Origin of the sequence: Anaerotignum sp. MB30-C6, assembly GCF_030908465.1 — a bacterium.
In the GTDB taxonomy this organism is placed as follows: Bacteria; Bacillota; Clostridia; order Lachnospirales; family Anaerotignaceae; genus Chakrabartyella.
On the sequence record NZ_CP133078.1, the window covers coordinates 1,139,415 to 1,159,492 of the forward strand.

Sequence of the window (20,078 nt, forward strand, 5' to 3'; positions counted from 1 at the left end):
CACAGGACTTATTATAAGAAAAATAGACCAATTACGAAGGATGAAAATCTAAGGAAAAAAAGCTAAGCCCCTTAAAAAAGTAAGACAGTGGCTTCAAGGGCGTATGATTTTTCTATTAGGCTAAACTTCTTTGGGTAATATTATTCATTACTTTGAAAAAATTCAATGAATACTTGCATTTCACATTCATCCACACCTGTAGTCAAAATAATCTGGCCGCTACTAACAACTGAGTAGTCAATTGTCAGAATGCTTCCTGATAAGGAAACACCTATGGGGGCGGATACTAATGAAAGGGGATAATCCGGTGCAAGTTCAATTAAACAACTCCCAGCCTCCGTTGTAGCATTTTGCTTTCCTATGGTAAAGTGTTGATTGTCTTTTTTTGTTACTACTCTGCCTAAGTCTGGAGGAATTATCGTAATTTTTACATTCTCCACGGGAATACTGGGTTCTGGTTCCGGGCAAAGGAAGTCTTTAAATAATTCAAGCTTATTTAATAAAACAATCTCTAAAAGAGTTGCGGCACTTATGATTTTTTTGATCGAATTGTTTGTGAGTAAAACGGCTGTTGAGTTGTTCTCTAAAAAAACGGCTTTTTGTAGTTTTTCGCCTTCTGCATTGATAATATGGGCAAGCGCTGCCTGCTCATAAGCTACGGACTGTATTATATCTGTGATTGCCTGCGAGCGGGTTGTGGTACTGGACATAATTTCAGGAATTTCCATGGAATCCTCTCCAATCTTAATTTTAGTAACGTTTTAGACAACCTTCTTTATATTTTATACAAAGATATGTTTTATGTGATAAGAAGGCATTAAAAAGATCATGGAAATTCCTAGGGAACTTTCCAAATTAAGCAAAAAAATAACAGTGATAGGCAAAGCTGAACCATAATCACTGTTATAATAAATTTTATGAAAGAGATTTATCACTCTTTTTTATTTCCCGATGGATTTTTTATACTTTTCAACATCAGCATCGGTCAGAGGTTCTAACTCTTCCGGGTCTTGCCATCTTACCCAAATTCTGCCCTGTAAGCCGGGAATATCTAAAGGTGCATCCATAGCGTCTTTATCAATACCAACAACGGTATCATTGTCCCCGTTAAACATAATCTCAAAAGGTTTTACAACGCCATTTTCGAAAACGAACATTTGGGTGCTAAAGTAGTTCAAATAGCCTGCTTCGCTTAAAAGATATTCTTCTAATTTTTCAATGGAAGGGAAGGTAAGAAGATACCAATTGCCATCGGAGTCAGAATAATCATATAGCTGATATCCTGTGAATTCTAACTCTTCATTACCGGTTGCCCCTTTATCTGTGTTTGCAGCACCCTTTAAAGTTAAAGGTTTTCCGTCTTTACCGTCGCTTAGAATTTCAGTTCCTGCAAGAAAGCAATCTACAAAGCCAGATACCTCATTGGCTTTGAATTTACCTTTTATAACGGTATAGTCGCCATTGTCGTAAGAAAGACTACCTAGTTCATTTAAAAATTCCTTTAGTGTTTTAACCATTTCCAGTACCTCCAAAAAATAGTAAATCCTAATCTATCTATCATTTAATAATATTTTGTTCATTATGTCAATAGATATTCTAGTTTTGTCCCATATGGAAAAAATGATCAGGTACTTTTCCGCCGATGATTGTATCAACCAGCATTATTTTTTTGGTCAATGTAATTTTTTCGTGATACAAAGGATTTACAATTTGAATATCAAGGGTTAAGTTAATCCAAATTTTATAATTAACTTGATTGATTCCTGCCGTCACAAAAGAGGTTTCGTAGTCCGAGGTGATTGCCCCTGCGGGCATTAGGGTAAATGGAATTTTAGGGCCCCAGTTTGCAAAAAAATTAGATTTTGTTACTGCGCCCAATGGAATTAAAATCTCTTCATTGGGTAAGTTTTGCATTGCAGAATTAATCTTTTTGTTCAAGCGAGTACAAAAAAGATTAATTTGCTGTGTATTTGTACTGTATGTACCGTTTTCTTGATCTGTCAGGGTTATGAAATCCTTGGAAGACAGAGGAAGTTCCGCCATTAGGGTCTGAATACAATCGTCAATTATGTCATTGGCGATTGCCATGGAATGATTATGAGAGATTTCCTGCAGGGAGGGCACTACTTTTTTTTCAAACTGACTTAGAATGAAAATGGTCAGAAAAAAAACAGAAACAAAAATAATAACCAAAGAAGTAACTCCATTATTCTTATTTCTTTTTCGTAATTTTTTCTTCATTTTTTTCACCTCCATAAACTAAGATATGTGTGGAAAGGTTATAATATCAAAGGAATTAGATGTGGTAAAAAATTCCTAATATCAAAGGAAGAAAGCCCAAGCATAGGATTAAGATTGTTGTAAAGAAATTTTGCTTTTACTCTTTCGTGATTTCTGCTATAATCATTATGATATAAAGGGGGTTTATGTACATGAGTGAAACGCATCAGAGGAGACGTCCACCTGACGGCTCTAAAAGAAGCAGTTCGTCATCTAGCTCATCCCGCCAAAATCCAAAAAAGAAAAAACGGCGGAAGCGTAAGTCTAGTAAAGTGTGGAAAGTTCTTGTGGCTATTATCGTAATTATCGGTTTTGCCATTGTGGGGGCTGGGCTTGGGACTGTGTTGGGAATCCTGAAAGGTACGGACGTGCTGAATACAGCAGATGTAACGCCAGAATCTTATACTTCGCTTATATATGACGCAAATGGCGTGGAGTTTGATAAACTTCATGGGGATGAAAATAGAGAATATGTTAAGCTAAGTCAAATTCCTACGAATTTACAAAATGCGGCTATTGCCATCGAGGACGAGCGCTTTTATCAGCACAACGGAATTGATTTCCGAGGCATCATGAGAGCTGTGGTGGAAAACGTCAAAACAATGAGTTTTTCCCAAGGTGCCAGCACAATTACGCAACAGCTGATTAAAAACGAAGTGTTAACAAAAGAAAAATCATTAGTAAGAAAAATCAAAGAACAATACTTGGCAGTTTCTTTGGAGAGTTCTTTGGAGAAACAGCTTGGAAGTGAAAAAGCGGCAAAAGATTATATTTTGGAATTATACTTGAATACCATTGGCTTGAGCCATGGCCTAAATGGCGTTGAGGCTGCGGCCCAATATTACTTTGGGAAAAATGCCAGTGAACTTACTTTGGCAGAAAGTGCATCCATAGCGGGTATTACTAAAAATCCTAGTCTGTATGCACCGGATTCAAATCCGGAAAAGAATAAAGAGCGGCAGATGACCGTTTTGCAAAAAATGTTGGAGTTGGGTTATATTACCCAAAGTGAGTATGATCAAGCAGCGGCAGAGGATATTTATGCAAATTTGGTATGCAGTGTAACGGGGGATGAAACCGCAACTGCTAATCATAATTATTTTGTGGAGGCCATGATTGATCAGATTGCCAAGGATTTGATTGCACAGAAAAACTACAATAGGAAGCAGGCCTTCGATTTAATTTACAGCGGTGGCTTACAAATTCATTCAACCATGGATGCGAAAATGCAAGGTGTTATGGAAACTGCATTTAATACGGACAGCCTTTTTCCTGCATCAGACGGTACCCTTGACGTAACGTATCTGATTTCTGTTATGGATACAACAAATCCAGATAAAAAGAGTAATCAGTCTCATTATGAGAGGAAAACATCTGTTAGAAGTGAGGACGAAGTGAAAGATTTCGTTGATTCTGTGCAGGCAGAACTGTTAGATGAAACCCATGTTTTGGTTTTGGATCAGGTGACAGTTTCCAAATCGTTACAAGCAGCCATGGTGATTATGGATCAGCATAATGGCCAAATCAAAGCCTTGGTTGGGGGCAGAGGACAAAAACCAGGTGACTCTGTATTCAACCGTGCGACTCAGGCGTTACGCCCTCAGGGTTCTGCCATGAAACCGTTGGCTTCTTATGCGCCTGCCATCGATACTGGGCTATTGATGCCAGGTTCAGTCATTATCGACGAACCTATAAGCTATGGCACTTGGTCACCTAGAAACTGGAATGGAAAGTTCCTGGGTCCACGTACCGTAAGACAAGGTATTCGTGACTCCATGAATATTTTAGCCATCAAGGCCTATATGATGGTTGGTGCGGAGGCATCTTTTAAATATTTGGAGGACTTCGGCTTGTCAACCTTGGTTGAAGAAGATAAGGCGGCAACGACAGCACTTGGCGGTTTGACCAAAGGTATTTCTGTCTTAGAAGGTACAGCAGCTTATGCATCTATCGCCAATGGTGGTGTTTATAATGAGCCTCAGTACTATACTGTTGTATATGATCATGATGGCAATGTACTGCTGGATAACAGCAATGCTGAAACCCATCGTGTCATTAAAGAAACAACGGCGTATATGCTGACCAATATGATGGAAGACGTTATCACTGGTGGTACTGGCGGTCAGGCGTCACTTAACGGTATGAGAGTTTCCGGCAAGACAGGTACGACCAATGATACGAAGGACTTAACATTCTACGGATATACACCGTATTATACAGCTGGTATTTGGATGGGCTTTGATACGTCAAAGACAATGAAGAATGCAGGGAATGCGCACTTAAAGATTTGGCGTACCGTTATGAATCAGGTGCATAGTGGGCTTTCCAATAAGGCCTTCGAAAAACCTGGGGGTCTCGTTAGCCAAAGCTATTGTTCCGCATCAGGAGACATTCCTTCTGAGTTATGTGGTCAGGATTACTACGGCTATACTACCCATTCTGATATAGCGGCATCGGATTTTAAAGGACCTACATCAGTATGCACAAAACATAAAGTATTTACTGTATGTTCAGAATCCGGTAATCTTGTTTCTGAAAAATGCCCTAGCAATACCCATATGGATGTTGTTCTTGCCGTAGGTGAGAATGGAAATATTATTGGTAAGCCTTCCTCAATACCTTCAGGTAGAATGGATATTGACATCAGTAAAACATGTACCATGGAACATAAACCTACTTCTGTGTTCCCGCCTATTGACGGAGGCTTCCCAAATGGCGGAGGCAATGACGGAGATGGTGCAGAAACGGTTCCATCTACAGACGATGGTTACGATGATGCAATTCCTAGTGAGGACATTTGGGATGATAACTTTGGAATAAACTAAACAATGAATGAAAAATCTTCCCCATGCTTTTGTGTGGGGAAGATTTTTTTAGTGCACGAGGAGGGCAACCTTCAAAATGAGGCCCAAAATGGAATGGATTTTCCAAAGAAATGGTGTTAGAATATAAGTAAAGAATATACAAAAGAATTGGGCTTTTTGCCAGAGGAGGAATTAAAATGTCAATGGTTTATTTAAAGTCACCCAGTACGGATCCTGCATTTAACTTAGCGCTAGAACAATTTGTATTTGACAAGATGGATCGAAGCCATGAGTATTTTATGCTGTGGCAGAATAATAATGCTGTAATTGTTGGAAAAAATCAAAATACATTTGGGGAAGTTAACCCAATAGTTATTGAAGAAAAGGGCGTTAAGGTTATCCGCCGTCTTTCTGGTGGTGGTGCAGTTTACCATGATTTGGGGAACCTGAACTTTACTTTTATTATGGATGCAAAAGAAGCCAGTGATTTGGATATTAAGCTTTTTTGTCAACCTGTTGCCTCCTTGCTGCAAGAACTAGGGGTTGATGCTCAGGTTAATGGTAGGAATGACATTACAATTGATGGCAAGAAATTTTCAGGTAATTCTCAATATTTAAAAGAAGGCCGTATTATGCATCATGGTACCCTTATGTTTGACTCGAATTTGGACGTTGTGGCAGCTGTGTTAAACGTTGCAGGAGATAAGTTTCAGTCTAAGGCTGCGAAGTCGGTTAAAAGTCGTGTGACCAACGTAAAACCTTTCTTAAAAGAGGACTTAACTTTGGAAGAATTTCAGGAAAAATTGGTTTCCTATATTTTTGACGAAAAATCTATTGAAACTTATGAACTAACCCCAAAAGATATGGAAGAGATTGAAAAAATAAAAGTAGAACGCTATCGACAGTGGGACTGGAACTATGGAAAATCACCTGAGTATACGGTTCAAAAGGAACGTCGTATTGAAGGTTGTGGCAAAATTGAAGCCCATATGAATACAAAAGATGGTAAAATAGTGGAAGTGAAGTTTTATGGAGATTTCTTTGGTGTGAGTGATCATGCAGAGCTATCAGAAATTTTGGTAGGTTGCGAGTTGAAAAAAGAAACTCTGATGAAGGTATTAGAAAATATTGATATAGAAAAATATTTCCACGGTATTGCCGTAGGACAGTTCGTAGATATTTTATTATAATAAAAAAAGCCAAATGACTTTTACAAAACTATTCTTGTAAAGCCATTTGGCTTTTATTTTTTATATATTTAAATCCTATTTGATTTCTAAGCCTTCTGGAATAATATATTTAATTTGTTAAAAGTGTAAAGGCAATTCAGAAATTATTTCCAGGGAAAACCTCCTGCAATTAGGAGGAAGGTGTTGATAATCTTTGCCTACCTTCGTGATCCATTTCGAAATTATCTCTATGTATAAGTTGGGAGATTGGAACGATTTCAAAGCCCTTTTCTTTCAAGCCCTTTAAAATGCGATCTAACACCTTGGGTGTATATTTGGCGTCGTTATGGAAAAGAATGATAGAACCATTGCCAAGATGCTTATGGTTTAATACTTGATTGATTTCGTGGTCTTCTCCTAATTCTTTCCAATCCAAGCTGTCCACATCCCATTGAACTGGATAGTAAGAATTTGCGTAGGAAGTTTCAACTACTGTATTGTTATATTCCCCAAAAGGTGGACGGAACAAATCCATTTCTATCCCTGTCAAATCCTTTACTGCTTTATGGCATTCTGCCAATTCTTTGGAAATTTGCTCAGCTGAAAGTTGGTTCATGTGGGGATGGGTGGAAGAGTGATTGCCCAAATCATGACCTGCGTCGGCAATTTTTTTCACTTCCACGGGGAAATCCTCAACCCAGTAACCGCATAGAAAGAAGGTTGCTTTTACGTCGTTGTCAGCTAAAATACTAAGCAATTCATCGGTATCGTCGGCCCCCCAAGCTGCGTCAAAACTAACAGAAACTTGAGGCTTATCTGTGTCAACGCAGTAAATTGGGAGTTTTCTATCTGCGTTGGCCGAGATTATGGCGGATACTTTTTCAGCCGCAGGTGGTGCTAGGCAGGTGAAAACGCCAATGCAGGCAACCAAAGCCAAGGCGCCTAAAAGATGTTTTTTTCTGATATGTATTGCTTTGAATAATTTCATTATGCTACCTCCGAGCTTTTTTACCAATATATCAATAGTAATGCAAGAATATGAAAAAAACGGCTTGACAATGGAAAAAAAGAATATTATCATAAATGTATGCTTAGACAATAAACATTTGTAAAGAAGGTGAGAGGTTGACACAAAGAGAACGGGAAATTTATGAAATTATCCGTGCAATGCCCATGTTAGAACAAAGCGACATCGCTCAAAAGCTAAATATAACTCGTAGTTCCGTGGCTGTACATATAGCCAATTTGCAGAAAAAAGGCTATATTTTAGGTCGTGGTTACTTGCTTAAGGAACAGGATTATATTGTTGGTATTGGAGCCGCCAATGTAGATATTCATGGCAGAAGCAAAAGAAGTATTATTTTAAGGGACAGTAATCCTGGTCATATGAGCTCATCAGCGGGTGGGGTGACAAGGAATGTTTCTGAAAATCTTGCAAGGTTAGGTGCGTCGGTGAAGTTGATAACAGCGTTGGGCGATGATATTTATGCCGAGCAAATTCGTAACGAATGTAGTGGGGCGGGCATAGACTTTTCCCATAGCATGGTGGTAGAAAACCATCCCTCATCAACTTATATTTCCATATTAGATGAGCAAGGGGATATGTACGTTGCCATGTCCGATATGTCGGTATTGCAACGGATGAGTATGGAATTTTTAAAAAGCAAATCGGGAATTATTAGTGGTGCAAAATTCATTACTTGCGATACAGGTCTGCCTGAAGAGGTGTTAGAGGGGATTTTGGATGTATACAGCCCCCAGACTCCGGTGTTTGTGGATCCCGTTTCTTGTACTTATGCGGAGAAAATAAAGCCCCATATAGGTAAGGTGGATACACTGAAACCCAACCGACTGGAGACGGAAGTCATTAGTGGCGTTAAAATTCACAATGAAACAGACTTGGAAAGAGCAGCAGATGTGCTTTTGGAAAAAGGCCTAAAACATATTTATATTAGCCTTGGTTCAGAGGGATGCTTTTACATGAATCGGGATGGCGTTAAAATAAAACGGGCGCTGAAGCCATTGGAACAGATGGAAAATGCAACAGGTGGTGGCGATGCTTTTATGGCGGCTGTGCTATATTCTCGTTTGTATGAGTTCGATGTAAATGAGACGTTGGATTTCGCTTTAGCGGCAGGTGTTGCGGCCATTTCTTACAAAGGTACTATCAACCCAAGTATGAGCGTGGACTTAATCGAAAAAATATTGGAGGAAAGAAGATTATGAATTTAGATAAATACTTGACCATTACCCCAGAAATTAAAGAAGCCCTTGATAGCAACAAGCCAGTTGTTGCCTTGGAAAGCACAATTTTAAGTCATGGTATGCCTTACCCTCAAAACGTGGAGTTTGCTCATAAGGTAGAGGAAATTGTTCGTGCAGAAGGTGCAATTCCTGCCACGACTGCCATCATTGATGGGAAGCTTAAGGTTGGACTAACAGCCAATGAACTGGAACTAATGTGCAAAGGTGAAAATGTAGGGAAAGTGAGCCGTCGTGATGTTGCCGTATACTTAGCAACAGGAAAAGCAGGGGCAACTACCGTTGCCACTACAATGATGATTGCTGCAATGGCTGGCATCCGTATTTTTGCTACAGGTGGCATCGGGGGTGTGCACAGAGGGGCAGCAGAAACTATGGACATTAGTGCAGATTTGCAGGAATTGGCACACACATCAGTGGCAGTTATCGGTGCAGGGGCAAAATCCTTGTTGGATATCGGCCTGACTTTAGAGTATTTGGAAACCATGGGCGTACCTGTTGTGGGTGTGGATACCGATGATTTCCCTGCCTTTTATTGTAGAAAAAGCGGCTATAAAGTAGACTTTAATGCTAAGGATGAGAAACTAATTGCTAAGATTTTGAAAACAAAATGGGATTTAAATATTGAAGGCGGTGCACTCATTGCAAACCCTATCCCGAAGGAGTATGAACTTGACTTTGATGAAATGGAAGCTGTAATCAATCGTGCTTTGAAATTGGCAAAGGAACAGGGAGTTAAAGGTAAGGACACAACACCGTTCTTGTTAAAACATATCAAAGATATGACTGAGGGCGTTTCTTTTGCTTCTAATTTACAGCTTGCCTATAATAATGCAAAGGTTGCATCAAAAATTGCCGTGGAGCTGGCAAAATTAGACTAAGTCAGAATTTTTAGGAGGGATGGGGTTCCATCCCTCTTTTGTTTGAAAAAGTTCAATAATGTAGGCCAGATGGCAACTTTTGATTCTAAATTTACCGGTAGCTCTGTATAGACCTCTTTGATAAGCAAGATTTTTTACTATATTTTAAAATATATATAGAGGTTTTTGAAACTAAGATTTCTTCATACAACTGTAACTTCATCTTGCTTTTCTGCCTCGAATTATATAAAATGCAAGAAAGAGCTTTGACTCTTTGAAAGGAGTGAATTTAATGGAACAAGGTGTATTTAAAGTTGGTCCCATTCGTCCCCCTAGTGAAGCAAACAGTTTGTTACTTCGGGTAACGGAAAACTGTCCATGGAATAAATGTAAGTTTTGTATGCTTTATAAGAAGAGTGACTTTCATACTAGGCCAGTGGCTGATGTGAAAAAAGACATTGATTATATGGCAGAGTACAGAGATAGAATTCTTGCCCATGAGCGTAATGGGGATTATGATATGGAGGCAATTCAACGAGAGTATCAGTCTTTGACTAGCGACGAAGCAAAAATGTGTTATCAGATGGTATTTACTTGGTTAACAGAAGGGGATAAGCAGGCGATTTTTTTGCAGGATGCAAACACTATGGTTTTACGCCCCGACTGGCTCATTGAAATTGTCAGTTATGTAAGAGAACGTTTGCCTGAGATACAAAGAATTACTTCTTATGGTAGAGCGAACACGCTAGCTCGTATTTCTTTGGAAGATTTCAAACGCTTACGTGCGGCAGGTTTGGATCGCATTCATTCAGGTTATGAATCAGGCTCCGACAAGGTATTGGAATTAATTTCCAAGGGGGCAACCCAAGAAGATGAAATTATCGGTGGTAAAAAAGTAAAAGAGGCGGGTATTGAGCTTTCAATTTATTTTATGCCAGGGGTAGGGGGCAAAGCCTTATCCGATGAAAATGCCATAGAAACGGCGAAGGTCATTAATGAAGTAAATCCGGACTTTGTGCGGTTGCGTACCTTTATTTTAAGAACAGGGTCTTTGATGGAAGAACTTCGTGACGCTGGGCTTTATCAGGAGCAAAGGGATATTGAAAAACTATTGGAAATAAGAAAAATGCTTGCCAATGTGGATCCGAAAAAAGCCAATGGCAAGATTGCCAGTGACCACATCATAAACCTCTTGCAGGGAGTAGAAGGGAACATGGATAAAGATTTGCCATGGATGTTGGAATATATTGATTCTTATTTGGCACTGCCAGAGTTTGAGCAGAAAAAGTATCAGTTGGCAAGACGCATGGGCTTCCCTTTGGATTGGAAGTACCTATATCGTTTGCAGCCTGCAGAGCAAACTCGTATTGAAGATATGGCAAAAAATATTGTAGACGAAAGAGAATGGGAGGCTTTGCTTCACCGGTTTACCGACCGATATATCTAAGGAGATGAAAAAATGAACAAGGAAATGCTTTTTACCGCCATAATCCCTACGATTTTGGTGTTCTGCCTTGTGTTTTTCAATGTGCGTAAAATGCAAAAGAACTTAAAGAATATGAAGGATGGCTGTGGTGGTGGCTGTAGCGGTTGTGTCCATAGTGAAAGTTGTCACAAGCCTGAAAAAAAGGAAGACGAATAAAGGGAAACGAAAAAAAGGAGATAAATTCTCCTTTTTTTCATTGGTACATCAGCCTCCACAAATACTAGCTTTGCTGGTGGAACGAAATGTTGAGAGCAATCATATACGTCCTTTGAAATATAAAAGAGGACTTATCATAGCTGGCACAAACGGCATTGTAATTACCATTGTTACTGCTCTTTTGCAGGCAATTTACCTGTCAAGTTGAAGCAAAATAATGGACTATATGCCCCTCGGACATTGAGACAGATATATGCTGAACTCATTCTAATGTATGAGTAGGCTGTAAAATTCATCAAAGAAGTATAGAGCAGATGGAAAAAACCTCCGCTCATACAAACCGATAAGCCATAAAAGCTTGTCCCCATAATATTTACTTTATTGAAGAATTGCTTTTATAGATTTTTGTTCACTCCCTCCTAAAAGTCCTCTATATGTTCCTTTATGTACTTCATTTGCAGTTCATCTAAATTCTCCCTGTATTCATAAAATTTGTTATCCAGTGTATCTAATCGTTCCATTTCTTCATCAGTTAACTCAACTTCGTCTTCAGGGGGATTCTTCCAACAGTGAGTAAATCCATTTCTGTATACATTCTTCGCCTCTTGTACTAACGATGCTGTATAGGGAGCGCCGATCTCTTTTAAAGCCATGATAGCCTCTTTAGAGTTGGCACCACTTGGGTAAAAGAAATAATGGCAGAAACCACTGCTATGTACTTGCCCATTGACTTCATCTGTTAAGTAGATAACACGTTCCCTAGATGTCAATTGCTCTAATTTACGACCATGCTCACACTTTTTTTGAATTTTCCATAATATATCTAATAAAGGATGAGGATTTTTATCGTCCGTAATAATTTTTTCTGCATATCCTGGCTCTATTAATTCTTCTTTAAAAGCATATATATCTTTTTTTCTATTCCTTTCAAAAATTCTAATAATTAATCCTAGTACTTTAAAAAAACTTACTATAATCTTTGCAAGCAGTGCCATATGATTTCCTCCTAAATGATTGTTTTTGTCTCATTGCAATGAAAGATTAATACTTCCTATGATTGTAGTATAACTTATCTAAAGTACTTTTCAAGGAGATATTTTTTCTTCTGCAAGATTTCTTTACGAGGAATCGAACTTTTGTAAAAAAACCACTTACTGGATTCCAACCCTAATATCAAGTTTGTTTATTTTTTGCAATGGAATGAAACAAAGAAAGCCCTATTTGAGTTTATCTCAAATGGGGCTTATTGGTTTACTTTTCTTCCGATTTTGAATTTTGTTGTTGTTCGTGTTCTGTACGATAGCGACTCATCAGTCCATGGAATAAGTCCATTGCTGTGGGTGGAGTAAAGCTGATTGCGTTTGCTCCTGCTTCAATGGTTTCCTTAATACTCTGTCTTGTGGGGCCGCCTGTTGCAATAATAGGAACATCGGGGAATTTTCGGCGAATTTCCCGTACTACGTGGGGGGTACGGCCTGCGGCGGATACATTTAGAATGCTTGTGCCTGCTGCTAACCTTCCTGCAATATCACTATTTTCATGTAACACTGTTACAATTATAGGTATATCAATCACTTCATGAATATGTTGAATTACAGAGTTGCTGGTAGGTGCGTTCACAACCACACCCATGGCCCCTAATGCTTCTGCATCTTTTGCTAACATGACAACCCTAGGGCCTGTTGTAGTACCACCGCCGACCCCGCAAAAAACAGGGATACTAGAGGCGGAAACAATAGCGTCTGCAATGATTTGCTGAGGTGTAAAAGGATATACTGCCAAAACTGCATCGGCATTACAGTTACGAATAATCGCAATGTCGGTTGAAAATATTAATGATTTGATACGCTTTCCCCAGATGACAATGCCACTAGCACTCCATATTTCTTCAGGCATAGTAACGATATGTTTCCTTAATCTACTGTCAATACGAGGGATGATTTTTTCAGCCATACTCCATCTCCTTTCACATGCTAAAAGGTAAAAACCTTATAAAAAGTTGTTATAATCATACAATTTTATGGCCTGTTTGTCAAGGTTTGATTGTGCATAATGGAAGATATTGTAAAAATTCGACGTATGTCAAACAAGAAGCAAAGCCTTGACATAATATTGGTTTAATACTACACTACTAGTAACCGAAAATTTAGCATTTTTTGGAGGATGATTGAACTTTGGAAACCGTAATAGGTTTGACCATATCTATAATTTTGAATGTAGTATTGCTTGTTTTATTGTTGCGCATAAAAGAAGAAAAAAAACGTGCAGTGATTACAGAGGAAGGCATTCGTATGATGGTGGATGCCGGTGGTGATAATGGTAGTATTGATATAACGGAAAAAGAAATGATAAACAATATTTTTGAGTTGGGAAATACCTCCGTGGGGGAGATAGCCACCCACCGAAGAGATATTGTAGCCATTCCTTTTGATGCTTCCTTTATAGAAATTATGAAGGTCATCTCCGAAGAGAAATACTCCCGTATTGTTGTTTACAATGATAATATTGATAATATCATTGGCTTACTCCATGTAAAAGATGTAGTTAAGTTTTTTCTTTCTGACGAGCTTGACAAAAGCAAGTTGAATTTAATGGAAATTCTGAAAAAACCTTTTTTTGTGCCTTTTTCAAAAAAAACTGATGAACTTTTCCAAGAAATGCAAAGAGAAAAGGTACATATGGCAATTGTCATTGATGAATATGGCGGTACAGCAGGGTTGGTTACCATGGAAGATGTAATTGAAGAAATTGTGGGAAATATATTTGATGAATATGACCTTGAAGAAGAAGAAGAAATTAGTATTGTCGATGAGAATACTTATCGAATCAATGGTACCACAAATTTGGCAGATGTAGCAGATTTACTGCAAATTACTTTTGAAGATGAGGAAGACTATGATACCTTAGGGGGCTATCTAATCGGTCGATTGGGAAGAATTCCTGAGGAACAGGAAAAACCTGAAATTGTGGTGGACAATTGGCTTTTTCGCATAGAGCGTATCGAAGAAAAACGAATTGAAAAGGTTTTAGCTTTGGGTTTATAAAGCCCAGAGAAAGTAAATACTGAAACTGAATAAGAAAACACAGGAGGAATGAATATGTTGGATAAAAAGGTAGTTGAACTTTTAAATGATCAGGTAAATAAGGAGTTTTTTTCTGCTTACTTGTATCTGGACTTTGCAAACTTCTTTGAGGCAAAGGGCTTGGAAGGTTTTGCAAACTGGTACAAAATTCAGGCTCAGGAGGAAAGAGACCACGCAATGCTGTTTTATCAGTACTTGCACAACAACAATGAGCAAGTAGTGCTTGAGGCAATTGGCAAGCCTGATGTCCATATGGAAACATTAATGGATCCTTTGAAAGCAGCTTTGGAACATGAAGAGTACGTAACAGATTCAATCCATAAAATTTATGCAGCTGCTCAGCAGGTGCATGACTTCCGTACGACCCAGTTCTTAGATTGGTTTGTAAAGGAACAGGGTGAAGAAGAAACAAATGCAAATAACTTAATTACCAAAATGGAACTTTTCGGAAGCGATTCAAAGGGGCTTTATATGTTAGATAATGAATTAAAGGCTAGGGTTCATGTGGCACCTTCTCTGGTTCTTTAATATTTGGAAATTGTCGATCACGAAGGATATCTTTATGATATAATGGGATAATCTTTATAGAGCATTCTTTATCTGATGTTTTTTGTGAGTGTATGACTACTAAAATGTATTAAAAAGAAGCGTATACAGATTCTGTATACGCTTCTTTTTATAGATACGGTTTGGATTTAATCTCAAGAATTTTAAACTTGCAATGCTTATTCCAAAAAGCGAATGATTTCACCAAAAAATTTGTCCCCCCATATAGTGAAAGAAAAAAGAATGGTGGGCTGTGGCGATGACGGAAAATTATGAAAATGTAGAAACAAGCAGAGAAATGATTATACCTTTACCCTTAACGGAAGAGGAGCTTGTAGATATGGATGAATCAGCATTGACCATGGAAGTGGGCGCCGATATGATTCGCCGTCTGTACCCAGAAATCAATATAGTGCCTAACGTTAAGGTTGCAGAAATCCCTATCATCTCGGGTATCACACTGATTAGCTATCTCAGATTTTTCAACGCTTTCTCATCTTTACCTGCTGTTGACGTATATGTGAATGGGAAAAAGGTAGCCTCGGATTTAAAGTATGGATTTTTTACGGAATACCAAAAGGCCTTTCCGGGATATTATAAGATTGAAGTATATGAAGCGGGAACAACACGAACCCCTCTTTTGGTTACATTTATCAACCTGATTGGCTATCGTATTTACACTGCAGCAATAATTGGTAGAGGAACAGAGGTGTCTTTAGAGTTAATTACGGATAGCATCCGTCCAATTCCTAAAAAAAGTTCTTTGATACGTTTTGTGCAGCTATCTCCTCTTGCCTCTGTAATGGATGCCCAATTAGATGATACCCTTGTTCTGTCAGAAATTGATTTTAAAGAAGTAAGCCGATACCTCACAACACCCCCTGGAAGCCACAGTCTAAAGCTCAAAGACTTTATTACAGGCGGTATTTTGGCAGAAGAGTTGGAAATGAAATTAGATGGGGGAAGTGCTTATACAGTTTATATAGTGGGGGACACGAGTGATGGAGTTGGTTTACAAATTTTAGTAGAAGAAGAAGGCATTTCTTTTTTAAATTTTTAGTTGTATTTTTTTACGAAAAAGCTAGTAGAATTTGGGAATGTTTGTTATAATATGAACAAAGGTATATGCAAATACGGAACAAAAGGAGTATGTTATGTTACTTAAAGGAAAAACGGTGGTTTTAGGGGTAACTGGAAGTATTGCAGCATACAAAATGGCAAAAGTAGCCAGTATGCTGGTGAAAATGGAATGTGATGTTCATGTAATTATGACGGAAAACGCGACGCATTTTATTACCCCCATTACCTTCGAAACACTCACAGGAAATAAATGTTTGGTGGATACGTTTGATCGAAACTTTCAATTTCATGTTACCCATGTCTCTTTGGCAAAAAAGGCGGACTTATTTTTGATTGCGCCTGCTTCGGCTAATGTAATTGGTAAATTGGCCTGTGGAATTGCTGATGATATGCTAACAACAACGGTTATGGCTTGTACTGCAAAAAAAATTATTGCACCGGCCATGAATACCAATATGTATCACAATCCCATTGTGCAGGATAATCTAAAGAAGCTTTCTTCTTACGGTTTTGAGGTGGTTCAACCAGAGAGCGGTCTGTTGGCTTGCAGAGATGTTGGGGATGGAAAAATGCCCAAAGAAGAAGTTTTGGTTTCATATGTCCTTCGAGAAATTGCTTGCGAAAAGGATTTGGCGGGGCAAAAGGTAATTATTACCGCAGGGCCTACCCAAGAGAGCATTGACCCTGTAAGGTACATCACAAATCATTCCACAGGAAAAATGGGTTATGAGCTGGCAAAAGCAGCTATGCTTAGAGGGGCAGAGGTTACCCTTGTTAGCGGGGTGACTGCTTTGGAAAAACCCCCTTTTGTGAACTTTATTCAGGTAAAGAGTGCAGGGGATATGTTTGAGGCCATGCGGGAGCGTTTCTTAGAAAATGACATCATCATTAAGTCGGCAGCAGTGGCTGATTATAAACCTAAAACCGTTGCTGATGATAAAATGAAAAAGAACGACGGGAATATGAGTATCGAACTGGATCGCACCCAGGACATTTTAAAATATATGGGCGAACATCGTAGAGAGGGCCAGTTTTTCTGTGGGTTCTCTATGGAAACACAAAATATGTTGGAAAATTCTAGAGTCAAATTGGAGAAAAAGAATATCGATATGATCGTTGCAAACAACCTAAAGGTTGCGGGCAGCGGCTTTGGAACGGATACGAATGTCGTAACTATGATTTCCAAGGAGGAAGAAGTTCAGCTTGAACTTCTGACAAAAGAAATGGTTGCCCATAAGATTATTGATGAAATCCTGAAGCGAAAGGGTTGATGAGAAAGGCGTATCCCACAAAAGAGATGCGCCTTTTTCTCATTTTATGGGGGGGTTCTTGCGGCCTTGAGGTGGAGGAGGTCTGGTTAAAAGCATACGAATTGTAACTTAGTGGGTGAGTAGGATAGTTAAGCATTAAGGGGGAGCACCCATTCTTCGGTTAGAAAGGGCTGCTAGGCAAGAGTGGAAATGAAAAGTATAGGAGGGCATTGAAATGGACGCGTTAAGTGGCATTATTGCTTCAAACCTAAGAAAAATCCGAAAGGATAAGAAACTAAGCCTAGACAATGTAGCAGATATGACAGGAGTCAGCAAAAGTATGCTGGGACAGACTGAAAGGGGAGAATCTAGCCCTACGGTGGCAACCTTATTCAAAATTGCATCAGGACTACATACATCATTAACTGGCCTTTTGGAGGATGAAGAAAGACCTATGAAAGTAATTAACAAAGAGGATTTAAACCCTCTTTTCAGTAATCAGGGTCATTATAGGTTGTTTCCTTTCTTTCCCTATGATGACAATAAAAGGTTCGAAATATTTGTGGTAGAACTGGATTCGGACTCTTTTTCTGAATCCTTGCCTAGGGAAGACGGCGTTGAGACCTATATTATGGTTTTTCAAGGCAACATCCAACTGAAGATTATGGAACAGAAATTTATTTTAAAAGAAGGCTGTGCCATGCGTTTTGATGCGGATCAACCGCATAAATATAAGAACATTGGAGAAGGTACAGCGAAAATTTGTCAGTTGATGTATTATAAAAAGTAAACCTTAAAAATAAAGATAAGATAATGCTGCTTCCCTTAGAAGTGGTGCTGAATTGACGGGTTTTCCTTTTTGTGGTAGTATTTTAAAAAATAATTGGTACAATCTTGTAATTCTAAAATATTATATTTTGAAAGCAAGTTTTGATACGTAATGGGGTGAAGAAATGAAAAAAAATAAGTTGAAAAATTTCATTATGTATTTTTCTATGTCGGCAATATTATTAAGCGGCTGCGCTAGTAGCACGGTTACCCAAGCCCAAGAAGTAAAAGCAGCTCAGTTTCCCTTAGAACTGTATTCACAGGAGAATACTTTTGCCTTGGAGGAAGCTTTAGCGGAGTCTATGGTGCCTTTGGCGGGCGATCCTAAGGCAACCATTTTCCAAGGGCCTCAGCCCTCGGGCAAGGTAGTGTATACCAGTGGCGGCAGTAATGATGTAACTGTGGATGCGTCAAATGCTGCTGATGGTTATGTAATGGTAAAGTATACAGGTGATTCATCAGACAAGATTAAGGTGATTTTAACCGGTCCTAGCAGTGTGAAATATACTTATAATTTAAGCAGTAAAGGGAATTATGAAACTTTTATCCTTTCTGATGGTAGTGGGCAATATACCATTGGGGCTTATAAAAATATTTCGGGAACAAAATATAGCACCCTTTTTTCAAAGAACTTTAAAGTTTCTCTGAAAGATGAGTTTGCACCTTTTTTACGCCCGAATCAATATGTAAATTATAACGAAAAGAGCCAGGTGGTGACTTTGGCTGCTTCTCTGACTAAGGATAGCAAAAGTGACCTTGAAAAAGTAGAGAAGATTTACGACTATGTAGTGAAAAATATAGCTTATGATAAAAGGAAGGCAGAAACGGTACAAAGTGGTTATTTACCTGTGGTTGATGAAGTTTTGAAAGCAAAAACGGGTATTTGCTTTGACTATGCAGCGGTTATGGCTGCAATGCTTCGAAGTCAAGGCATTCCTGCAAAACTGGTTACAGGTTATACTGGGTCAATATACCATGCATGGATTTCAACCTATACGGAGGAAACAGGCTGGATAGAGGGGATTATTTTCTTTGATGGAACCACATGGCGACTGATGGATCCAACCTTTGCATCCAGTGGAAATTCTAGCGATGCCATTATGAAATATATTAGTGACGAAAAAAATTATAAAGAAAAGTATTTGTATTAAAGTGTATAATGAAAGTAAGACGAAACCGCTGAATTCAGCGGTTCGTTGTGTGTACGGGGGGTTGTTATGAAAAATAAGTACTGGTCTAACGAAGAGCTTTCAGCATTTTGTCTAGAGTTTTCATTGCTTTTAAAAGCAGGGATATCCGTAGGAGAGGGGTTTTTCATTCTTTCCGAAAATGAAAAAGATCCCACGAAAAAGGCTTTTTTTTATAATACTTATGAAAAGGCAATGTTTAGTTCTTCTGTTCATGAAACCATGATAGAAGCAGGTGTGTTTCCGCCATATATGTTAAGGTTCGTTCGCTTGGGTGAGGAAACGGGACGCCTGGAGGAGTCTTTTGCATCCTTGTCTCGTTATTTTGAGCAAAAAGTCAGAACAGTAAAATTACTGAAGGAAACGGTTCTATTCCCTGTGCTGTTGTTTTTTGTGATGCTGGCTGTTGTGATTGTGCTCATCGTTGAGGTTTTGCCTATTTTTCAGAGTGTCTTTGCTCAGTTGGGTGCTACACTGCCGACGAGTGCCTTGTTTTTCTTAAATATCGGCGTGGCATTGAAAAAAGGTCGTTTTATTTTTATAGGGATATTCATCATGATGGCCCTCTTTGCAATTTTAGTATGGCTCAATGCTTCCGTAGGCGAAAAAGTTCGTTCTTATTTCCATCACTGGTTTTCGAAAACAACGGTGGGTGTTCTTTCTGAAAAGGCCCAGTTTGCCTCCGCATTATCCATGACTATTAGCAGTGGCTTAGACACAAATCGAGCCTTAGAGATTGCCGAGGACTTCAGCGAGGATGCTACTTTGCGGGAAAAAATTCGCCGCTGTAAGGAAAATACCCAATTAGGTATGGCATTTTCAGAGGCTGTGGAAAAGGAAGAACTTTTGAAAGCAATGTATTGTCGTATGCTAGCCATAGGCATAAAAAGTGGCAATTTAGATGAGATATTGTTGGAGATTGCTAGAAGGACCGAGGAAGATGCGGCTTCGGCGTTAACAAAAAAAGCCTCATTGGTTGAACCTGTTGTGGTTGTATTGTTGTCGTTGTTGGTAGGCTTTTTGCTTCTTTCTGTTATGTTTCCTTTGGTTGGTATTATGAGTTCTTTGGGATAAGTAGGTGAGAAGG

The 20,078-nt window shown here is 38.8% G+C and carries 19 protein-coding genes; 13 read left to right on the forward strand and 6 right to left on the reverse strand.

The window, feature by feature from the left end; all coding sequences use genetic code 11:
- Window positions 1-140: 140 nt before the first annotated feature.
- The 3 genes from RBQ60_RS05800 to yunB all read right to left on the reverse strand — a co-directional run bounded on the left by RBQ60_RS05800 (window position 141) and on the right by yunB (window position 2,241).
- Window positions 141-728, reverse strand: coding sequence for a hypothetical protein (locus RBQ60_RS05800; protein WP_307885632.1), 588 nt, complete (start codon window positions 726-728; stop codon window positions 141-143).
- Window positions 729-941: 213 nt separating this feature from the next.
- A complete protein-coding gene (locus RBQ60_RS05805) occupies window positions 942-1,517 on the reverse strand; it encodes a hypothetical protein (protein WP_307885633.1) in 576 nt (191 codons plus the stop codon).
- Window positions 1,518-1,596: 79 nt separating this feature from the next.
- Window positions 1,597-2,241: a sporulation protein YunB gene (yunB, locus tag RBQ60_RS05810; protein WP_307885635.1), complete on the reverse strand. Its 645-nt coding sequence runs from the start codon at window positions 2,239-2,241 to the stop codon at window positions 1,597-1,599.
- Between the two features lie 191 nt (window positions 2,242-2,432).
- On the opposite strand from yunB, the gene RBQ60_RS05815 reads away from it, so the two are divergent.
- Window positions 2,433-5,105: a transglycosylase domain-containing protein gene (locus RBQ60_RS05815; RefSeq protein ID WP_307885636.1), complete on the forward strand. Its 2,673-nt coding sequence runs from the start codon at window positions 2,433-2,435 to the stop codon at window positions 5,103-5,105.
- Between the two features lie 176 nt (window positions 5,106-5,281).
- The gene (locus RBQ60_RS05820) at window positions 5,282-6,274 is read left to right on the forward strand and encodes a lipoate--protein ligase (protein WP_307885637.1); all 993 of its coding nucleotides are present in this window, start codon (window positions 5,282-5,284) and stop codon (window positions 6,272-6,274) included.
- 169 nt (window positions 6,275-6,443) lie between these two features.
- On the opposite strand, the gene RBQ60_RS05825 is transcribed toward RBQ60_RS05820, so the two are convergent.
- Window positions 6,444-7,241, reverse strand: a complete 798-nt coding sequence (locus RBQ60_RS05825) for a polysaccharide deacetylase family protein (protein ID WP_307885638.1) — start codon at window positions 7,239-7,241, stop codon at window positions 6,444-6,446.
- 137 nt (window positions 7,242-7,378) lie between these two features.
- On the opposite strand from RBQ60_RS05825, the gene RBQ60_RS05830 reads away from it, so the two are divergent.
- The 4 genes from RBQ60_RS05830 to RBQ60_RS05845 all read left to right on the forward strand — a co-directional run bounded on the left by RBQ60_RS05830 (window position 7,379) and on the right by RBQ60_RS05845 (window position 11,017).
- Window positions 7,379-8,479, forward strand: a complete 1,101-nt coding sequence (locus RBQ60_RS05830) for a PfkB family carbohydrate kinase (RefSeq protein ID WP_307885639.1) — start codon at window positions 7,379-7,381, stop codon at window positions 8,477-8,479.
- Window positions 8,476-9,396, forward strand: a complete 921-nt coding sequence (locus RBQ60_RS05835) for a pseudouridine-5'-phosphate glycosidase (RefSeq protein ID WP_307885640.1) — start codon at window positions 8,476-8,478, stop codon at window positions 9,394-9,396. Before RBQ60_RS05830 ends, RBQ60_RS05835 begins: the two co-directional genes overlap by 4 nt.
- 271 nt (window positions 9,397-9,667) lie before the next feature.
- Window positions 9,668-10,822 (forward strand): radical SAM protein, encoded by a 1,155-nt coding sequence (locus tag RBQ60_RS05840; protein ID WP_307885641.1) that lies wholly within the window; start codon window positions 9,668-9,670, stop codon window positions 10,820-10,822.
- A gap of 12 nt (window positions 10,823-10,834) precedes the next feature.
- On the forward strand, window positions 10,835-11,017 hold the full coding sequence (locus RBQ60_RS05845) for a FeoB-associated Cys-rich membrane protein (RefSeq protein WP_307885642.1): 183 nt from the start codon (window positions 10,835-10,837) through the stop codon (window positions 11,015-11,017).
- 419 nt (window positions 11,018-11,436) lie between these two features.
- Here RBQ60_RS05845 and RBQ60_RS05850 read toward each other — a convergent pair whose 3' ends face one another.
- Window positions 11,437-12,012 (reverse strand): DMP19 family protein, encoded by a 576-nt coding sequence (locus tag RBQ60_RS05850; RefSeq protein ID WP_307885643.1) that lies wholly within the window; start codon window positions 12,010-12,012, stop codon window positions 11,437-11,439.
- A 256-nt stretch (window positions 12,013-12,268) separates the two neighbouring features.
- Window positions 12,269-12,970 (reverse strand): hydrolase, encoded by a 702-nt coding sequence (locus RBQ60_RS05855; protein ID WP_307885644.1) that lies wholly within the window; start codon window positions 12,968-12,970, stop codon window positions 12,269-12,271.
- 221 nt (window positions 12,971-13,191) lie between these two features.
- On the opposite strand from RBQ60_RS05855, the gene RBQ60_RS05860 reads away from it, so the two are divergent.
- The 7 genes from RBQ60_RS05860 to RBQ60_RS05890 all read left to right on the forward strand — a co-directional run bounded on the left by RBQ60_RS05860 (window position 13,192) and on the right by RBQ60_RS05890 (window position 20,065).
- Window positions 13,192-14,061: a hemolysin family protein gene (locus RBQ60_RS05860; RefSeq protein ID WP_307885645.1), complete on the forward strand. Its 870-nt coding sequence runs from the start codon at window positions 13,192-13,194 to the stop codon at window positions 14,059-14,061.
- A 54-nt stretch (window positions 14,062-14,115) separates the two neighbouring features.
- A complete protein-coding gene (locus RBQ60_RS05865; RefSeq protein WP_307885646.1) occupies window positions 14,116-14,628 on the forward strand; it encodes a ferritin in 513 nt (170 codons plus the stop codon).
- 277 nt (window positions 14,629-14,905) lie between these two features.
- Window positions 14,906-15,706 (forward strand): DUF4397 domain-containing protein, encoded by an 801-nt coding sequence (locus RBQ60_RS05870; RefSeq protein ID WP_307885647.1) that lies wholly within the window; start codon window positions 14,906-14,908, stop codon window positions 15,704-15,706.
- Between the two features lie 94 nt (window positions 15,707-15,800).
- A complete protein-coding gene (gene coaBC / locus RBQ60_RS05875) occupies window positions 15,801-16,997 on the forward strand; it encodes a bifunctional phosphopantothenoylcysteine decarboxylase/phosphopantothenate--cysteine ligase CoaBC (protein WP_307885648.1) in 1,197 nt (398 codons plus the stop codon).
- 214 nt (window positions 16,998-17,211) lie between these two features.
- Window positions 17,212-17,766 carry a helix-turn-helix domain-containing protein gene (locus RBQ60_RS05880; protein ID WP_307885649.1) on the forward strand — a complete coding sequence of 185 codons (555 nt, stop codon included), beginning with the start codon at window positions 17,212-17,214 and terminating at the stop codon, window positions 17,764-17,766.
- Window positions 17,767-17,929: 163 nt separating this feature from the next.
- Entirely contained in the window at window positions 17,930-18,955 is a 1,026-nt protein-coding gene (locus tag RBQ60_RS05885) for a transglutaminase-like domain-containing protein (RefSeq protein WP_307885650.1), read from the forward strand.
- 66 nt (window positions 18,956-19,021) lie between these two features.
- Window positions 19,022-20,065 carry a type II secretion system F family protein gene (locus tag RBQ60_RS05890; RefSeq protein WP_307885651.1) on the forward strand — a complete coding sequence of 348 codons (1,044 nt, stop codon included), beginning with the start codon at window positions 19,022-19,024 and terminating at the stop codon, window positions 20,063-20,065.
- Window positions 20,066-20,078: the final 13 nt, after the last annotated feature.